Consider the following 15,541-nt stretch of genomic DNA (forward strand, 5'->3'; position numbering starts at 1 on the left):
CGCCTGGGTTTGTCTGTCAGCCGCCCCTCAATCGACAGGCCGGCAGCCCTCGAACCACATGACGTGCCGGGCCGGGTCGTAGTCCTTGTACTGACCCGTCAGCTTTATGCCCTGGCCGGTCCGCAGGGAGAGGGCATAGGCGCCCTGGCCCTTGGCGGCCAGGCAGCTGATCTGGGTGAGGAAGCGGAACTTGCCGAACCGGATGGCCAGATCGTTGGTGGAATTGGGAATGTCGTAGGCGATCCGATAGGCCCCGCCATCCTTGGCGACGTGGGCCACCCGACCCTTGATCGTGAACGTCTTGCCCTGGTAGCGGGAGGGAATCGAGGCGGCGTTGGTGTCGGCTTCCTGGGCGATCTGCTGGGACAGCACCAGAGCATCGATCACCACCGGACCAGCCGAGGACACCGCCCCTTGGCTGCGCTCGGCGGCGGCGATGCCTTCGGGGCCGCCTTTGACGGCGTTCAGCATGGCGCAGAGTTCGGTGCGGGCCCCACCGGCCCCCGCCAGCATCCCCGCCGGCAACTTCGCCTCCAGCTTCACCCGGGCGGCGGCCTGCTCGGCCTGGGCGGTGGCGATGATCGGGAACGGCCGGGCGGAACCCGATCGGGGCTGCTCCAGCAGCATGCTGCCGTCGTCCGCCTCTTCGCTGAGGATGTCATAGCCCCGGGTGGCCGCGATGCCGCGCAGCTGACGAATCGCCACCGGCACGGTCAACGCATCGACCGTGACTTCGGCGCTGAACCGCGTCCCGGACAGGGGGTTCCCCTTCTGCGCGAAGCTCTCTTCACAGCTGGCAGCGCTGGCTGCGGCAGGCAGGGCCAGTGCAGCGACCAGACCGACCAGTGGAACGACTGACATCAGAAGAGCCATGAACGAGCGGAGCGCAGCGAAAGGCAGGTGACTTTACCCAGGACTGCTCTGGGTGACGAGCCCTGGGTTGTAACAGGCACCAGCAAAATGTGAAACGAAGAGAGAATCCTTGTGGGGTCGGTTCATCCCACGACCGACCGCTTCAATCGCTGGGCCTTCAGGGCCTGGAGGCAGACCATCAGCCACAGGCCACCCACGGCATAACCGGCGGCGATATCCGTGGGGTAGTGAACACCCAGGTATAACCGGCTGAGGCCGATGAGAACGACCAGCAGGACGGCGCTCGCATGGATCCAGCGAGCCTGGGTTGGGAAGTGATACGCCAGTACCACAGAGAGATAGCCATAGAGCACCAACGAGCCCATGGCATGGCCACTGGGAAAGCCGTAGGTGGTTTCCTGGATCAGCGGCGGCCAAAGAGCCGGCCTGGCACGGGCGAACAAGAGCTTCATGCCTTGATTCAGCACTACGACGCCAACGCAACTCAACAGCAACATCACGGCGTCCGCCCACCACCGCCGCCAGAGAAACACCCCCAAGGATCCAAGCACCACCGGCACGACCACGTATGGATTCCCCAGGCGAGTCAGCCAGAGCATGAGCGCATCAAGGATGGGGTTGGCCCAACCGTGCAGCCAAAGCAGCGCGTCGGTGTCGAACCGGAGGGATTGCTTCTGCCACACCTCGAGGCACAGCGTGAACAGGCCCGCCAACAGCAGGAGGCCAAGCATCCACTCGCCCCTGTTCCGCAGCCAGGCGCTCGCTTGCTGGGGCCAGGGAACGTCAGGGGATTCGCCCAACGGCGTGGTCTCCGGCTTCACCAGGCCCCTGCATCCAGAAAGGTTTCCACCGGGAGCGGCCCCGCCAGGCAGCGTTCATCGCTGGGGTTGAGCGGCCCGGCCAGCAGCAGGGCCGCGGTGATGCGGGCCGAGGCCGGCAGGGCCGGCTGGTCGGGGTCGAAGGCGGTGGGGTGGGTGACGCTGCTGGAGAAGCCGCGGAAGATCAGCAGCTCGAAGGGTTCGTCCCCCCCGGAGCCCGGCAGGGTGCCCACCAGGCGCAGCACCCGGTCGGGGCGCTCCCGGCTGATCGTTTCCAGCGCGGCCAGCAGGGCGGCAACGGAGGGGGAGGCGGCGTCGGTCATGGGGGCCAGCTCCAAAGCACAGCTCAGAACTCGCCGGCCACCCGGCCCAGCCGGGGCAGACGCACCACCAGCCACTGGAACAGCCCCACCGCGTAGGCCACCAGGGCGGCGTAGCCCACGAAGGCGGCCACACCGGGCGTCCACTCGCCGCCGAACACGAAGGCGAACACCCGGGCCACCACGCCGTGCAGCCCCTGCGGCGCCTCCAGCCAGGCGCGGCAGAGGCGCAGACCGGCGCCGCCCATGCAGGGCAGGGCGGTGACCGCCAGGCTCGCCCCGCCCAGGGAGAGCAGGGTCAGGCTCCAGCGCCAGATGCGCAGGGTGAGCGGCAGGGCCCGCCAGGGGGGCATGTCGGCCAGTTCCTCGTTGAGATCCACCCAGAACCACAGGGTCGCCACCACCAGCAGCGGCGCCAGCACCAGCAACAGGAAGCCGGTGGGGCGGTTGTCGGTGAGCAGCAGCAGGGCGATCAGCTGCAGGCTGGCCACCTTCCAATACAGGCCCATCAGGCGCACCAGGGCCTGCTCCTTGCGGAGCACCGCCCAGACAAGCAGCACCAGCGGCAGCCCCACGGCGAACAGCATCCCCAGCCGCACGTCGAGCCAGACCAGGGAGCGATAGAGCTGTTCCGGCACGTCCGCTCGGTTCGGTAAGGCGCCATTATCCGTGTGCCCCCCAGGCGATAGGGTCCGTCCATGGGTTCCCTCCCCTCCTTTCCCTGGCTGCAGCGTCGTCCCGGCGGCCCCTGGTGCCGCACCGCCCTTGGCCGGGATGCCTCGCTCCAGGAAGCCGTCAACCAGGTGTTCGAGCAGCTCCGGGGCACCGGCGAGGCCGACCTGGCCCTGGTGTTCGCCTCCGCCAGCTACGCCAGCGACCTGCCCCGCCTGCTGCCCCTGCTGCAGCAGAAGCTCAACGCCGCCCACTGGCTGGGCTGTGTCGGCGGCGGCGTGGTGGGCACCGACACGGCGGGGGTTCCCCACGAGATCGAGCACCAGCCGGCCCTGGCCGTCACCCTTCTGCGGCTGCCCGGGGCCCGTCTGCGCCCCTTCGCCATCGACACCACCTCCCTCCCCGACCTCGATGGTCCGGCCGAGCCCTGGCGGGAGCGGGTGGGGGCTGAGCTGGAGGAGGGCCAGTCGATGCTGCTGCTGCTCGATCCCACCGGCACCGCCATCAACGACCTGATCAGCGGCCTGGATTACGCCTACCCCAACACCACCAAGGTGGGGGGCATTGCCGGCCCCCACAGCGCCGCCCACGGCTCGCTGCTCTTCGGCCCGGGTGGCAGTGGCGCCAGCGACGGCGACCCCGCCGACACGGTCCGCACCGGTGCGGTGGGCTGTGTGATCGAGGGGGCCTGGCGGCTCGATCCCCTGGTGGCCCAGGGCTGCCGGCCCATCGGCCCGGTGCTGGAGGTGGAGCAGGCCCAGCGCAACGTGGTGATCGAGGTGAGCTGCGGCAGCACCCGCAACAGCCCCGTCGCCGCCCTGCAGTCGATCCTCACCGACCTCACCCCCGCCGAACGGGAGCAGGTGAAGCATTCCCTGTTCCTCGGCGTCGGCCGCAGCGACTTCAGCCTGCCCACCGCCGACCTCACCCCCGTGCCGGAGGCGCCCGGCTCCTTCTTGGTGCGCAACCTGATCGGCGTCGATCCCCGCAACGGGGCGGTGGCGGTGGGGGAACGGATGCGGGTGGGCCAGAAGGTGCAGTTCCAGCTCCGCGATGCCGATGCCTCCCGGGACGAATCCCGCCAGCTGCTGGCCGGCCAGGCCCGGCGGCGCAGCGAACCCCTGGCCGCTTTCCTGTTCGCCTGCCTGGGCCGGGGTGAAGGCCTCTACGGCCAGGCGGATGGTGACGTGAGCCTCTGCCGGGAGGTGTTCGGCACGGTGCCGATCGCCGGCCTGTTCTGCAACGGCGAGATCGGTCCGGTGGGGGGCACCACCCACCTGCACGGCTACACCGCCAGCTGGGGCTTCCTGGTGCCCAACGACCCGCCCGGGGGCACCGCCGCGCCGCTCTGATGGTGCGTCAGCACGTCAATCCCCTCAGCCGGATCCACCAGCTGGCGCGGCCCCTGCCGCCGCTGATCGAGCTGTTCGCCGATCCCTCCCTGCCCCTCCACCTCGACATCGGCTCCGCCCGGGGGCGCTTCCTACTGGCGATGGCGCCCCTGGCGCCGCAGCGCAACCACCTGGGCCTGGAGATCCGCCGGCCCCTGGTGGAGGCCGCCGAGGCCGACCGCCGCCGGGACGGGCTGACCAACCTGCGCTTCCTCTACGGCAACGCCAACGTCAACCTGCCGGAGTGGCTGGCGCTGCTGAGCCCCGGGCAGCTGGAGCTGGTGACCCTGCAGTTCCCCGACCCCTGGTTCAAGCTGCGCCACCGCAAGCGCCGAGTGCTGCAGCCCGCCCTGCTGCTGGCGATCGCCGCGGCCCTGGCCCCCGGCCGCCGCCTGTTCCTGCAGAGCGATGTGGAGGGCCTGATCACGCCGATGCGCCAGCTGGTGGAGGCCAGCGGCGTGTTCGAGCCCGCCGGGCCCGAGGAGTGCGGCCCCACCGTCAATCCCCTGCCGGTGGCCACCGAGCGCGAAGCCCAGGTGCTGGCCGAGGGCAAGCCGGTGCACCGCAGCCTCTACCGCCGCAGCACCGCCCCGCTGCCGCCACTGGCGGAGCTGGAACGCCATCTGGACACCCGCCTGGAAGCCACGGGCGACGGCACCGATAATCGCGACGACGCCGCCGCGGATTGATGGTGCCTGCCCCAGCTCCCGTGCCCCTGCTGCTGCGCTGGCAGGGGCTGCTGGCCGGCCTGCCCGCCGGCCGCCTCGGCGCCCACCTGCCCCTGCTGGCCGGCTGGATCCTCTGCGCCCTGCTGGCGGGCCTGCCCCTGGTGACCCGCTCCGGCCTCAGCCTGCTGATCGCCGCCTCCGCCCTGCTCTGGGTGGTCTGGGCCCTGCGCACCCCGCCGGGGCGCCTGGGGGCCATCAACACCTGGCTGCTGCTGGTGATCGCGGTGGCGGTGGTGGCCACCGGCTTCTCGCCGGTGCCCAAGGCCGCCCTGGTGGGACTGGTCAAGCTGCTCAGCTACCTGAGCGTCTACGCCCTGATGCGCCAGCTGCTGGCGACCGCGCCGGTGTGGTGGGACCGGCTGGTGGGCGCCCTGCTGGCCGGTGAACTGGTCACCAGCGTGATCGGCATCCGCCAGCTCTACGAGGCCCCCGGGGCCCTGGCCCGCTGGTCGGACAGCAACTCGGTGGCCGAAGGCACGGTGCGCATCTACAGCACCCTGGAGAACCCCAACCTGCTGGGGGGCTACCTGCTGCCGATCCTGCCCCTGGCCGTGGTGGCCCTGCTGCGCTGGCAGGGGCGCGGCCGGCGCCTGTTCGCCCTGGCCAGCCTGGTGCTGGGCCTGGTGGCCCTGGTGCTCACCTACAGCCGCGGTGCCTGGATGGGCATGGTGGCCTCCCTGGGTCTGCTGGCCCTGCTGCTGGTGCTGCGCCAGACCCGCGACTGGCCGCCCCTGTGGCGGCGCCTGTTCCCCCTGCTGCTCCTGGCCGGGGCCACCGTGGTGCTGGTGCTGCTGGTCACCCAGGTGGAGCCGCTGCGGGTGCGGGTGATGAGCCTGCTGGCGGGCCGGGAGGACAGCTCCAACAACTTCCGCATGAACGTCTGGACCTCGGCCCTGGCGATGATCCAGGACCGCCCCTGGATCGGCATCGGCCCCGGCAACAGCGCCTTCAACCTCATCTATCCGCTGTATCAGCAGCCCAAGTTCAACGCCCTCAGCGCCTACTCCATCCCCCTGGAGCTGCTCGTCGAGGCCGGCATTCCGGGGCTGCTGGCGGGGCTGGGCCTGCTGCTGAGCGCCGTGAAGGTGGGCCTGGGCCAGTGGCGCCGCACCGCCCCCCTGGCCCTGCCGAGCCTGGCGGCGGTGGCCGTGTTCGCGGGGCTGGGGGTGCAGGGCCTCACCGACACGATCTTCTTCCGGCCGGAGGTGCAGCTGATCGCCCTGTTCAGCCTCGCCACCCTGGCGGCCTCGGCAGCTCCAGCGGCGGATCCCGTGCCATGCGACTGATCGCCGGCTTCGACGCCGGTCAGACCCACACCACCTGCCGCCTGGCCCTGGCCGGCGATGCCAGTGCGGCCGGGCCGGGTGAAGTGGTGGGCGAAGCGGACGGTCCCGGTGTCTGCCACCTGGCCGCAGCGGAGGGGCCCGAGCGCTTCGGGGCCGCCCTGCGCGAGAGCCTGCGGCGGGCCCTGGCGCCCCTGGCCGCCGGCGAGGCCACGAGCGAGCCCGCCGACGCTGCCGTTCTGGTGGCGGCCGCCGTGGGGGCCAGCGGCATCGAGCAGGGGACAGCGGTGCAGGCGCAGGGGCAGGCCCTGGCGGCGGCCGTTCTGGGGCTGGAGCCGGAGCGGGTGGTGGTCACCGGCGACGAGCGCACCGCCCTGCGGGGAGCCTTCCCAGGCGGTCCGGGCATCGTGGTGATCAGCGGCACCGGCACGATCGCCATCGGCCGAAACGGCGCCGGCCGCGAGCACCGCTGCGCCGGCTGGGGCTGGCTGCTGGATGGGGCCGGTTCGGCCATGGACATCGGCCGGGACGGCCTGGCCCTGAGCCTGCAGATGGCCGATGGCCGCCTCGCCGAGACCCCCCTGCGGCGGGCCCTGTGGCAGGCCCTGGGTCTGGACCCGGACGATCCTGGGGCTCCCCAGCGGCTCAAGGCGCTGGTGGTGGCCGACGGGTTCGGCCCCGCCGGCTTTGCCCGGCTGGCCCCGGTGCTCGATCGCCTCGCCGCCGCGGGGGACCTCCGGGCCGTCGCCGTGATGGAGCACAACGCCGGGGCGCTCTCGGCGATGGTGGCAGGGGTGGCCCGGAGCCTGGATCTGGTGGGGCCGGCGGTGTGCCCGATGGGCGGGGCGCTGCGCCACCTGGAGCAGCTGCGGGGTCCCTTTGCACGGAGCCTGGCTCAGGACCTGCCGGGGAGTCAGCTGGTGGGGGCCGCCGGCGATGCCTGCCAGGGGGCCCTGGCGCTGGCGGCGGCCCTGCTGCAGGGGCCTGTTGAGGCTTAGGGCCTCAGCGAACCAGCACGCCCATCGGGGCGAGGGCCAGGGCGCCGCCGAGCACCGCCAGCAGCAGGGCCAGGCGGGCCGTCCAGACCAGGGGAAGGCGGCGCATCAGCAGGAACGAGCCACCGCTGACCAGCACCGAGGCGGCCAGGGCACCGGCCCACCAGCCGAAGGCCGAAGCATCGACAGGGGCCTCACCGCCGTGCAGGGCGCCATGCAGGGCCACCGCAGCGGCCACCAGGCCGCCACCGAAGGCCAGACCGGGGCTGCGGCCTTCGCGGTGGGAATTCAGGATCAGCAGCGCCACCGCCGAGATCGCCAGGGCGGCGAGCACTTCAGCGAACGGCAGGGTGAAGCCCATGGCCCCGGCCAGGCCCCCCAGCACCGCGCCGGCCAGGCCCCAGAGCAGCAGCTGGGCCGACACGTAGGACGCGGCCGCGCCCACACCGATCAGCAGCAGCAGGTGGTCCACCCCGGTGATCGGGTGGAGGAAGCCGTAGCCGAGGCCGCCGTGGGCCAGGCCATGGGCCTGGGCCGGCTGGCCGACGAGCACGAAACCGAGGGCGGCGGCGCTGCCCAGCAGGGTCCAGGAGCGCAGGCCGGAAAAGTGGGTCATCGAGGGTCCCGGTCCGCGCCGGGGATGGAAGGAACGGTTCACGGCGAGCGTTCTGGCTGAGGGTGACCCCATCACAGCTGCGGGACAGCGCCGGAATGGTGGAAGGGAGAACCCTGCCGTGCACCGGACTTTCCTCGTTTCCTCCCGGAGGTGGACCCCGGGAACCGTCCACCCATTGTGCCCGCAGCCCGTGACGTTGCCGCCCGATGACCGCAGCTTCTGACCAGGGAGGGGGGAGGATGGCGCGCAGGAGGTTCCTCCCCTTCACGGGGAGGACGCAAGGAGGAAAGGCGGTGCGGGGTGACCCAAGTCCGCCGCTGTCCCGCAGCTGTGATGGACGCCGTGGCCTTCGGCCCCGGCGTCCTCAGTCAGAACGCTCACCCCCCACGACACCATTCCTGCCGGCGAGGACCGGAGATCATCCATGAACCTGCCTTCCCTGGCCCAGCGACGCGGCATCCCGCCCATCGCCGCGCCCATCGCCCTGGTCGCTCTGTGCGCCCTGCCCCTGCTGCTGGCCGCCCCGGCCTCAGCGCACCACCTGATGGATCTCACCGGCATGAAGCCCGGCGTGGTGTCCGGCCTGCTGAGCGGCCTGGCCCACCCGATCCTGGGCCCCGATCACCTGCTGTTCCTGCTGGCCATCGGCCTGGTGGGCATCGTCCAGCCCTTCCGCTGGGTGCTGGCCCTGCTGGGCTGCGGGCTGGTGGGCAACGCCCTGGGGCTGGCCCTGCCCGGCTTCCCCTGGATCGAGCCGCTGGTGGCCCTGTCGGTGGCCCTCACGGGCCTGGTGCTGGCCCGGCGCCTGCCCCCGGCCGTGCTGGTGCCCGCCTTCCTGCTGCACGGCTACGCCCTCAGCGGCGCCGTCCTCGGCTGGGAGCCCACCCCGATCGGCTTCTACCTGGTGGGTCTGCTGGTGAGCCAGAGCCTGCTGCTGCTGGTGGCCCTCACGGCCGTCAGGCGCTGGCGCAGCACGGCCTCCAGCGGTGCGGTCAACATCACGGCCGGTCTGCTGATGGGCATCGGCCTGGCCTTCACCTGGTCGACCCTGGTGGCCTGAGGGCTCAGGTGCCCAGCAGGGCTGTGCACTCCAGCCGCTCCTGGCTGGCGGCCTGGCGCGAGGCCCGCAGCCGGATCGCCTCCGCCAGGTACTCGGCGTCCTCGGCGACGCCGCAGAACCGGGCCGAGCCCCAGGTGTGCAGCCAGGGCAGGCCGAGAACGTAGAACCCCGGCACCCGGGTGAGGCCCCGTTCGTGGACCGGATGGCCGGCGCCATCGAAGACGGGCACCTCCACCCAGGAGAAATCCGGCCGGTAGCCCGTGCACCAGATCACGGCCGCCAGCGGCTCGGCGGCCAGGTCGAGGGGCTCCGGCGGACCGGGGGGCGGTGTCCAGCAGGGGACATAGGGGGGCTCCTCGGGGGCGCTGAGCCCCTGGGCGGCGATGTGGTCGTCGATGCTGCGGCAGATGCGGCTGTAGACGGCATCGGCCCCGTCGAGGTTGGCGGCCAGGTCGCCGGCGAACCGGATGCGGTCGTGGCCGAGGTCGGCCAGGCGGCCGTGCAGCACCATCCCCTCGAGGGCCCGGCGCCGCAGGTCGATCTCCCGGCCGCCGTCGCGGCCGGTGAGGTAGTGGTTGGTCTTGCCCCGCACCGCCCTGGGATCGGCGTGCTGGTCGATCGGCATGGCGTAGTAGCCCATGCGATCGAGCCAGTCGACCACGTCGCGGCCGCGGTAGCGGCGGGGGGAGCGGGGGGCACTGCCGACGCTCAGGTGCACCCGGCGGCCGGCCAGGTGCAGGTCTTCGGCGATCTGGCAGCCCGACTGGCCACTGCCCACCACCAGCACCGGCCCGGGGGGGAGCGTGGCGGGGCTGTCGTAGTCACGGGCATCGATCTGCAGGATCCGCTCGGGAAGCCGGGCGGCGAGGGGGTGGCGCTTCGGCCGGTGGTAGCCGCCGGTGGCGATCACCACCTGCTCCGCCTCGATGGCGCCCTCGTCGGTGGAGAGCAGGAACCCGTTGCCGCTGGCCTGGAGGCGGTTCACGGCCACGCCCTCGCGCACCGGCACCTGGATGTGGTCGGCGAAGCGCTGCACGTAGCGGACGATCTCCTCGCGGCCCATGAAGCCCTCGGGATCGTCGCCGTCGTAGGGGAAATCGGGCAGGCGGCACTGCCAGTTGGGCGTCACCAGGCAGAAGGACTCCCAGCGCTGGCGGGCCCAGGAATGGCCGATGCGATGGCGCTCCAGCACCAGGGGACGCACCCCCCGCTTCTGGAGGCAGTGGGCGACCGACAGGCCCGCCTGGCCGCCGCCCACCACCACCACCGCATGCCGCTGCGCCGACTCCGAACCCCTGGCCACGGCCACCCCGGCTGAACACGAAATCCAATGCTGGCCGCCGCGGCCGATACGCCCTGTAACGACCGCCACGGATCGCCCCGCCGACGGCGATGGGCGAGAGGCGGCATTCGGTGGCATCGGCGACACAGAACAAAAGTTCATCCGTGGCACGGTCCCCCATGCCGATTCCACCGACCGCATCTCCCCATGCCCCAGGTCAGCCGTCCCGCCAACCAGACGGGTGAGTTCCTCGTCGACTACGAGGAGAAGGTCTTTCCCGACGTCAAGGCCGAACCCGGTGAGAAGGCCCTGGTCACCTTCCACACCGTGGCCTTCGAGGGCTCCATCGGCCTGGTGAACCTGCTGCAGGCCAGCCGCCTGATCAACAAGGGCTTCGAGACCTCGATCCTGCTCTACGGCCCGGGCGTGACCCTGGGGCTGCAGCGGGGCTTCCCCAAGCTGGGCGACGCCGCCTTCGACGGCCACCTCAACTTCGGCGCCCGCATCCAGAAGTTCATGGACCAGGGCGGCAAGGTCTACGCCTGCCGCTTCGCCCTCCAGGCCCTCTACGGCCACGGCGAAGGCGCCCTGATCCCCGGAATCATCCCGGTCAACCCCCTCGACGTGCTCGACATCGTGCTGCTGCACCGCAAGGAAGGCGCCTTCATCCTCGACACCTGGACGCTCTGAATGCCCGCCACGGTCACCGTCGCCGCCGCCCAGATCCGTCCGGTGCTCTACAGCCTGGACGGCTCGGTGGCGCGGGTGGTCGCGGCCATGGAGGAGGCCGCCGCGGCCGGGGTGGAGCTGATCGTCTTTCCCGAGACGTTCCTGCCCTACTACCCCTATTTCTCCTTCGTGGAGCCGCCGGTGCTGATGGGCAAGTCGCACCTCAAGCTCTACGAGCAGGCGGTGACGGTGCCCGGCGCGGCCCTGGGCCGCATCGCCGCCGCCGCCCGCCAGCTCGGCCTGCACGTGCTGCTGGGCATCAACGAGCGCGACGGGGGCAGCCTCTACAACGCCCAGCTGCTGATCGATGCCGCCGGTGAGCTGGTGCTCAAGCGCCGCAAGCTCACCCCCACCTATCACGAGCGGATGGTCTGGGGCCAGGGGGACGGGGCCGGCCTGCAGGTGGTGCCCACCGCCCTCGGGCGCATCGGCGCCCTGGCCTGCTGGGAGCACTACAACCCCCTGGCCCGCTTCAGCCTGATGGCCCAGGGCGAGGAGATCCACTGCGCCCAGTTCCCCGGCTCGCTGGTGGGGCCGATCTTCGCCGAGCAGACCGCCGTCACCCTGCGCCACCACGCCCTCGAGGCCGGCTGCTTCGTGATCTCCTCCACCGCCTGGCTGGAGCCGGAGGACATCGAGAAGATCACGCCCGATCCGGTGCTGCAGAAGGCCTGCCAGGGGGGCTGCCACACGGCGGTGATCAGCCCGGAGGGCCGCTATCTGGCCGGGCCGCTGCCCGATGGCGAGGGCCTGGCCATCGCCGAACTCGACCTGAGCCTGATCACCAAACGCAAACGCATGATGGACAGCGTCGGCCACTACAGCCGCCCCGACCTGCTGGGGCTGCGGATCGACCGCAGCCCCGCCCGCCAGCTGCATGAGCGGGCTGCTGAGCCCGGACTGAACGGATTCGCCGCGGCCGGCACTCCTGGCGAAGCGTCCCCAGGCCTGCCCCTGCTGGAGGAACTGCACCATGGCTGAGCACGACCGCCGCGCCCTGGGGCGCCGGCTCACCGAACTGCAGGTGCACGGGGTGGTCGACCCGGCGGTGCCCGGCAACCCCGGCCGCCGGGGCGGGGCGGGCCCCTCGGATCACCGCGCCCTCAGCATCGACGGCACCACCGTGATGGTGCCCGTCTACAACGCCGTGGCCGGCACCTCGCCCTACCGGCTGGACACCGCCGCCGGCGGCGGCCTGGAGGTGAGCGGCCCGGCGGCGGCGATGGCCCTCGCCGTGGAAGCGCCGCCGGAGCCGCGCTTCTACGGCCTGACCACCGCCGAGGGCATCCCGTACCGCTCGATCGCCCTGCTGCACGGCCGGGACGTGCTGGCCACCACCCTCCTGCAGACCTGCATCCGCTTCCGCGACCGAACCCAGTCGTGCCAGTTCTGTGCCATCGAGCAGTCGCTGGAGGATGGCCGCACCCTCGTGCGAAAGACGCCGGCCCAGGTGGCGGAGGTGGCCGAGGCGGCGGTGCGTCTCGATGGCGTGCGCCAGCTGGTGCTCACCACCGGCACCCCCAACAGCGACGACCGGGGCGCCCGGCTGATGGCCGAGACCGCCGCCGCCGTCAAGGCCCGGGTGAACCTGCCGATCCAGGCCCAGTGCGAACCCCCCGACGACCCGGCCTGGTACCGGCGCATGAAGGACGCCGGCGTCGACAGCCTCGGCATGCACCTGGAGGTGGTGGAAGAGGAGGTGCGGCGGCGGATCCTGCCGGGCAAGTCGGAGCTGGGGCTGGAGCGCTACATGGAGGCCTTCACCGAGGCCGTGGCGGTGTTCGGCCGCGGCCAGGTGTCCACCTACCTGCTGGCCGGCCTGGGGGACAGCGCCGCCTCCCTCATTGCCGTGAGCGAACGGCTGATCGCCCTGGGGGTCTACCCGTTCGTGGTGCCCTTCGTGCCGATCGCCGGCACCCCCCTGGAGGCCCATCCCGCCCCCTCCACCGACTTCATGGTGGCCGTCTACACGGCGGTGGGCGACCGGTTGCGGGCCTCCGACCTCAGGTCCGAGGCCATGGCGGCCGGATGCGCCAAGTGCGGCGCCTGCTCGGCCCTCTCCCTGTTCGAAGCCGGCCCGAAGCCGGGTACCCCCTGAGCGCGGCCATGTTCTTCATCGACCCCTCCAGCCACGACATCGGCCGGAGCGCCAGCTCGGCGCCGGCCGCCTTCACCCCCTCGGTGCGGCGGGGGGTGGCGATCGAGGCGGAGGACTTCCGCCTCTCGCCCACGGCCAGCTCCCAGCGCTTCTCCTTCCACCTGCTGCGGCGCGGCACGCCCCTGGAGGAGGGCTACTGGCAGCTGCGCAGCGCCATCTTCTGCCAGGAGCAGCACCTGTTCGAGGCCAGCGACCGGGATGAGAAGGATGGCCACGCCTACCCCATCGCCGCCCTCGACCACAGCGCCGGCAGCGGCAGCGGCGTGGTGGGGGTGGTGCGGATCCTGGAGGAGCGGCCCCGCCTCTGGTACGGCGGCCGGCTCGGGGTGCACGGTGACCACCGCCGCCACAACCAGATCGGCAAGGGCCTGATCTGGAAGGCGGTGACGACCGCCAACGGCTGGGGCTGCGACCGCTTCCTGGCCACGGTGCAGCTGCAGAACGTGCGCTTCTTCCAGCGCCTGCACTGGACCTCAATCGACACCCTGGAGATCCGCGGCCTGCCCCACCACCTGATGGAGGCCGACCTCTCCTACTACCGGCCCGGCCACGAACGGCGCCCCCTGGCGGTGGGCGAAGCGGCAGCGGCGGGGGTGGCGGCGGCGTGAGTCGCCCCGGGCCGCAGGATCCTGATCTGGTGGAACTGGCCGGCAGGCTGCGCCAGCTCAGCGGTCTCACCGGCAAGACCGACATCCAGTCCCCGGCGGCCACCTTCCGCCACCAGCCCTTTCCCGCCCTGGGTCCCGCCGCGGCCCTCGGCGACGACGCCGCCCTGCTGCCGGCGGTGGCCACGCCGCTGCTGCTGGCCAGTGAGGGTCTGGACCCGGCCCTGGTGGCCGCCGACCCCTGGTTCGCCGGCTGGTGCGGCGTGCTGGTGAACCTCAGCGACATCGCCGCCATGGGCGGCACGCCGATCGCGGTGGTGAACAGCCTCTGGTGCCGCAGCGCCAGCCGGGCGGAGCCGATCCTGGCGGGCCTGCGCCGGGCCTCGGAGGTGTTCGGGGTGCCGGTGGTGGGGGGCCACACCAACCTGCACAGCCCCTACGACGCCCTGGCGGTGGCGGTGCTGGGCACGGCCGCCGGCCCGGTGCTCTCGGCCCGCGCCGCCCGCCCCGGCGACCACTGCCACCTGCTGATCGACCCCAACGGCGGCTTCCGCGGCGACTCCCTCTGCTGGGATGCGGCCACGGAAGCCGACCCCGCCAGGCTGCGGCGCCAGCTGGCCCTGATGGCGGATCTGGCGGCCGATGGGAGCGTCCACGCCGCCAAGGACATCAGCATGGGCGGCCTGGTGGGCACCGCGGCCATGGTCTGCGAGGCGGCCGGCTGCGGCCTGACCCTGGATCTGGGGGCGATCCAGCCCCCCGCGGGGGTGGCGCTGGAGCCCTGGCTCACCTGCTTTCCCAGCTTCGGCTTCCTGCTGGCCGCCCGCCCCGATCAGGAGGGGCGGCTGGCGGAGCGGGTCGCCGGCTGCGGCGGCCTGCTGCTGGCGCGGATCGGCACGTTCACGGCGGAGCGGCGGCTGGTGCTGGCGGCGGGGGGGCAGCAGCAGGAGATCTGGCGCGGAGAGGCGCCGCTCACCGGCTTCGGGGCGCTGCCCTGATCGGGCGGTCGTGATCAACCTGTCGTGATCGCCACCGCAACCGGAAGCGGCCCGGCACACAATGGCCTCGCTGGGTGGTGGGGGGCGCCATGCCCGAAGTGGAGCTGACACTGGAATGGCCGGACGGGGGCAGGAGTCGCCTCTATTCCCCCTCCACCGTGATCCTCGAGCACCTCGCCCCGGGCCAGACCGTGACGGTGGCGGAGCTGCGGACCAGGGGCACCCTGGCGCTGCGTCAGGCCTCCGAGCGGGTGCGGGCCCGCTACGGCTTCGCCTGCACCCGGGCCGATGAGGAGGAACGGCGCCTGCTGCAGCAGGCGGGAGCCTTCGCCGCCGAGGAGCTGGTGCGCGTTCAGAGCGCTTAGCCGGACAGCACCCGCTCAATGCGGCGATCGGGGATCAGCCACATCAGGGCCACCAGCCCATAGACCGCCTGGCCAACGGCCGGGGAACGCAGGCTCACCAGCATCGCCACCAGATAGAGCGTCAGGGAGGTGTGCCCCTTCCAGTCACGGCCCACGGCCCGGCGCAGCAGGGAGTCGGGGCCCTGGCTGGCGATGATTCGGCCCTGGAGGATGAAATAGGCGAGGGCCGCCATCATCATCACGGCGCCATAAAGGACCGAAGGGGCGATCGCCCTGGGGTTCTGGCCCATCCAGCCGGTGGCGAAGGGCACCAGCGACAACCAGAACAGCAGATGGAGGTTGGCCAGCAGCACCGGGCCACTGACCCGCTGCAGGGTGTGCAGCATGTGGTGGTGATTGTTCCAGTAGATGCCGATATAGATGAAGCTCAGCAGATAGCTCAGAAAGACAGGGATCAGGGGCACCAGGGCCGCCGGTCCGGTGTCGTGGGGCACCTTGATCTCCAGCACCATGATCGTGATCACGATGGCCAGGACACCGTCACTGAAGGCCTCCAGACGGGTGGTTTTCATGGGGCCTGGCCATGGATCTCGCTGCTTATGGCAGAGACGACGCAGACAGCAGCAGAAAAGAGATGAATCGCTACAA

At 71.8% G+C, this 15,541-nt stretch carries 18 protein-coding genes and 2 riboswitches; of the genes, 11 read left to right on the plus strand and 7 right to left on the minus strand.

Annotated features, from left to right (window positions below; translation table 11 throughout):
- Positions 1-27: 27 nt before the first annotated feature.
- From KBZ08_RS09690 to KBZ08_RS09705, 4 genes are all read right to left on the minus strand, one after another.
- Positions 28-861, minus strand: a complete 834-nt coding sequence (locus KBZ08_RS09690) for a hypothetical protein (RefSeq protein WP_254972589.1) — start codon at positions 859-861, stop codon at positions 28-30.
- Between the two features lie 134 nt (positions 862-995).
- Positions 996-1,586, minus strand: a complete 591-nt coding sequence (locus KBZ08_RS09695) for a phosphatase PAP2 family protein (RefSeq protein WP_254972590.1) — start codon at positions 1,584-1,586, stop codon at positions 996-998.
- A 104-nt stretch (positions 1,587-1,690) separates the two neighbouring features.
- Positions 1,691-2,014: a hypothetical protein gene (locus KBZ08_RS09700; RefSeq protein ID WP_254972592.1), complete on the minus strand. Its 324-nt coding sequence runs from the start codon at positions 2,012-2,014 to the stop codon at positions 1,691-1,693.
- 23 nt (positions 2,015-2,037) lie between these two features.
- The gene (locus tag KBZ08_RS09705) at positions 2,038-2,649 is read right to left on the minus strand and encodes a DUF3177 family protein (protein ID WP_106220804.1); all 612 of its coding nucleotides are present in this window, start codon (positions 2,647-2,649) and stop codon (positions 2,038-2,040) included.
- Between the two features lie 60 nt (positions 2,650-2,709).
- On the opposite strand from KBZ08_RS09705, the gene KBZ08_RS09710 reads away from it, so the two are divergent.
- The 4 genes from KBZ08_RS09710 to KBZ08_RS09725 are packed head-to-tail and all read left to right on the plus strand — an operon-like array spanning position 2,710 to position 7,083.
- Positions 2,710-4,035 carry an FIST N-terminal domain-containing protein gene (locus KBZ08_RS09710; protein ID WP_106220805.1) on the plus strand — a complete coding sequence of 442 codons (1,326 nt, stop codon included), beginning with the start codon at positions 2,710-2,712 and terminating at the stop codon, positions 4,033-4,035.
- Between the two features lie 2 nt (positions 4,036-4,037).
- On the plus strand, positions 4,038-4,763 hold the full coding sequence (gene trmB / locus KBZ08_RS09715) for a tRNA (guanosine(46)-N7)-methyltransferase TrmB (protein WP_254972757.1): 726 nt from the start codon (positions 4,038-4,040) through the stop codon (positions 4,761-4,763).
- A complete protein-coding gene (locus KBZ08_RS09720) occupies positions 4,763-6,088 on the plus strand; it encodes an IctB family putative bicarbonate transporter (protein ID WP_254972595.1) in 1,326 nt (441 codons plus the stop codon). The genes trmB and KBZ08_RS09720 overlap by 1 nt, the downstream gene beginning before the upstream one ends.
- A complete protein-coding gene (locus KBZ08_RS09725) occupies positions 6,079-7,083 on the plus strand; it encodes a BadF/BadG/BcrA/BcrD ATPase family protein (protein WP_254972598.1) in 1,005 nt (334 codons plus the stop codon). The genes KBZ08_RS09720 and KBZ08_RS09725 overlap by 10 nt, the downstream gene beginning before the upstream one ends.
- A 4-nt stretch (positions 7,084-7,087) precedes the next feature.
- Here the strand turns inward: KBZ08_RS09725 and KBZ08_RS09730 are convergent, their stop codons facing one another.
- Positions 7,088-7,696: a HupE/UreJ family protein gene (locus tag KBZ08_RS09730; protein ID WP_106220809.1), complete on the minus strand. Its 609-nt coding sequence runs from the start codon at positions 7,694-7,696 to the stop codon at positions 7,088-7,090.
- Between the two features lie 24 nt (positions 7,697-7,720).
- Positions 7,721-7,880, minus strand: a riboswitch (cobalamin riboswitch).
- A gap of 50 nt (positions 7,881-7,930) precedes the next feature.
- Positions 7,931-8,096: riboswitch (cobalamin riboswitch) on the plus strand.
- A gap of 24 nt (positions 8,097-8,120) precedes the next feature.
- Between KBZ08_RS09730 and KBZ08_RS09735 the strand changes: the two genes are divergently transcribed.
- Positions 8,121-8,756, plus strand: coding sequence for a HupE/UreJ family protein (locus KBZ08_RS09735; RefSeq protein WP_254972600.1), 636 nt, complete (start codon positions 8,121-8,123; stop codon positions 8,754-8,756).
- A gap of 4 nt (positions 8,757-8,760) precedes the next feature.
- Here KBZ08_RS09735 and KBZ08_RS09740 read toward each other — a convergent pair whose 3' ends face one another.
- Positions 8,761-10,059, minus strand: coding sequence for an MSMEG_0569 family flavin-dependent oxidoreductase (locus KBZ08_RS09740; RefSeq protein WP_254972601.1), 1,299 nt, complete (start codon positions 10,057-10,059; stop codon positions 8,761-8,763).
- A gap of 186 nt (positions 10,060-10,245) precedes the next feature.
- Here KBZ08_RS09740 and KBZ08_RS09745 point away from each other — a divergent pair, with 186 nt between their 5' ends.
- The 6 genes from KBZ08_RS09745 (at position 10,246) to KBZ08_RS09770 (ending at position 14,893) form a co-directional block, all read left to right on the plus strand.
- On the plus strand, positions 10,246-10,728 hold the full coding sequence (locus KBZ08_RS09745; RefSeq protein WP_035833359.1) for an MSMEG_0572/Sll0783 family nitrogen starvation response protein: 483 nt from the start codon (positions 10,246-10,248) through the stop codon (positions 10,726-10,728).
- Positions 10,729-11,748, plus strand: coding sequence for a Nit6803 family nitrilase (locus tag KBZ08_RS09750; RefSeq protein WP_254972603.1), 1,020 nt, complete (start codon positions 10,729-10,731; stop codon positions 11,746-11,748).
- Complete coding sequence (locus KBZ08_RS09755) at positions 11,741-12,865, plus strand: MSMEG_0568 family radical SAM protein (RefSeq protein WP_254972605.1); 1,125 nt, start codon at positions 11,741-11,743, stop codon at positions 12,863-12,865. Before KBZ08_RS09750 ends, KBZ08_RS09755 begins: the two co-directional genes overlap by 8 nt.
- 8 nt (positions 12,866-12,873) lie before the next feature.
- The gene (locus KBZ08_RS09760) at positions 12,874-13,533 is read left to right on the plus strand and encodes an MSMEG_0567/Sll0786 family nitrogen starvation N-acetyltransferase (protein ID WP_254972608.1); all 660 of its coding nucleotides are present in this window, start codon (positions 12,874-12,876) and stop codon (positions 13,531-13,533) included.
- On the plus strand, positions 13,530-14,528 hold the full coding sequence (locus tag KBZ08_RS09765) for a sll0787 family AIR synthase-like protein (RefSeq protein ID WP_254972610.1): 999 nt from the start codon (positions 13,530-13,532) through the stop codon (positions 14,526-14,528). Before KBZ08_RS09760 ends, KBZ08_RS09765 begins: the two co-directional genes overlap by 4 nt.
- An 89-nt stretch (positions 14,529-14,617) precedes the next feature.
- Positions 14,618-14,893, plus strand: coding sequence for an MSMEG_0570 family nitrogen starvation response protein (locus KBZ08_RS09770; RefSeq protein ID WP_254972612.1), 276 nt, complete (start codon positions 14,618-14,620; stop codon positions 14,891-14,893).
- Here KBZ08_RS09770 and KBZ08_RS09775 read toward each other — a convergent pair.
- Positions 14,890-15,465, minus strand: a complete 576-nt coding sequence (locus KBZ08_RS09775; protein WP_254972614.1) for a TMEM175 family protein — start codon at positions 15,463-15,465, stop codon at positions 14,890-14,892. The genes KBZ08_RS09770 and KBZ08_RS09775 overlap by 4 nt on opposite strands.
- Positions 15,466-15,541: the final 76 nt, after the last annotated feature.

Origin of the sequence: Cyanobium sp. Candia 9D4, from assembly GCF_024346155.1 — a bacterium.
Taxonomy (GTDB): Bacteria; Cyanobacteriota; Cyanobacteriia; order PCC-6307; family Cyanobiaceae; genus Cyanobium; species Cyanobium minutissimum.

Bases quoted from the DNA above. Each gene is read 5' to 3' on its own strand.
- KBZ08_RS09730 (WP_106220809.1), bottom strand. From the start codon at position 7,696: ATGACCCACTTTTCCGGCCTGCGCTCCTGGACCCTGCTGGGCAGCGCC.
- KBZ08_RS09735 (WP_254972600.1), top strand. From the start codon at position 8,121: ATGAACCTGCCTTCCCTGGCCCAGCGACGCGGCATCCCGCCCATCGCC.
- KBZ08_RS09770 (WP_254972612.1), top strand. From the start codon at position 14,618: ATGCCCGAAGTGGAGCTGACACTGGAATGGCCGGACGGGGGCAGGAGT.
- KBZ08_RS09775 (WP_254972614.1), bottom strand. From the start codon at position 15,465: ATGAAAACCACCCGTCTGGAGGCCTTCAGTGACGGTGTCCTGGCCATC.
- KBZ08_RS09700 (WP_254972592.1), bottom strand. From the start codon at position 2,014: ATGACCGACGCCGCCTCCCCCTCCGTTGCCGCCCTGCTGGCCGCGCTG.
- KBZ08_RS09760 (WP_254972608.1), top strand. From the start codon at position 12,874: ATGTTCTTCATCGACCCCTCCAGCCACGACATCGGCCGGAGCGCCAGC.
- KBZ08_RS09755 (WP_254972605.1), top strand. From the start codon at position 11,741: ATGGCTGAGCACGACCGCCGCGCCCTGGGGCGCCGGCTCACCGAACTG.
- KBZ08_RS09745 (WP_035833359.1), top strand. From the start codon at position 10,246: ATGCCCCAGGTCAGCCGTCCCGCCAACCAGACGGGTGAGTTCCTCGTC.
- KBZ08_RS09710 (WP_106220805.1), top strand. From the start codon at position 2,710: ATGGGTTCCCTCCCCTCCTTTCCCTGGCTGCAGCGTCGTCCCGGCGGC.
- KBZ08_RS09725 (WP_254972598.1), top strand. From the start codon at position 6,079: ATGCGACTGATCGCCGGCTTCGACGCCGGTCAGACCCACACCACCTGC.
- KBZ08_RS09750 (WP_254972603.1), top strand. From the start codon at position 10,729: ATGCCCGCCACGGTCACCGTCGCCGCCGCCCAGATCCGTCCGGTGCTC.
- KBZ08_RS09720 (WP_254972595.1), top strand. From the start codon at position 4,763: ATGGTGCCTGCCCCAGCTCCCGTGCCCCTGCTGCTGCGCTGGCAGGGG.
- KBZ08_RS09690 (WP_254972589.1), bottom strand. From the start codon at position 861: ATGTCAGTCGTTCCACTGGTCGGTCTGGTCGCTGCACTGGCCCTGCCT.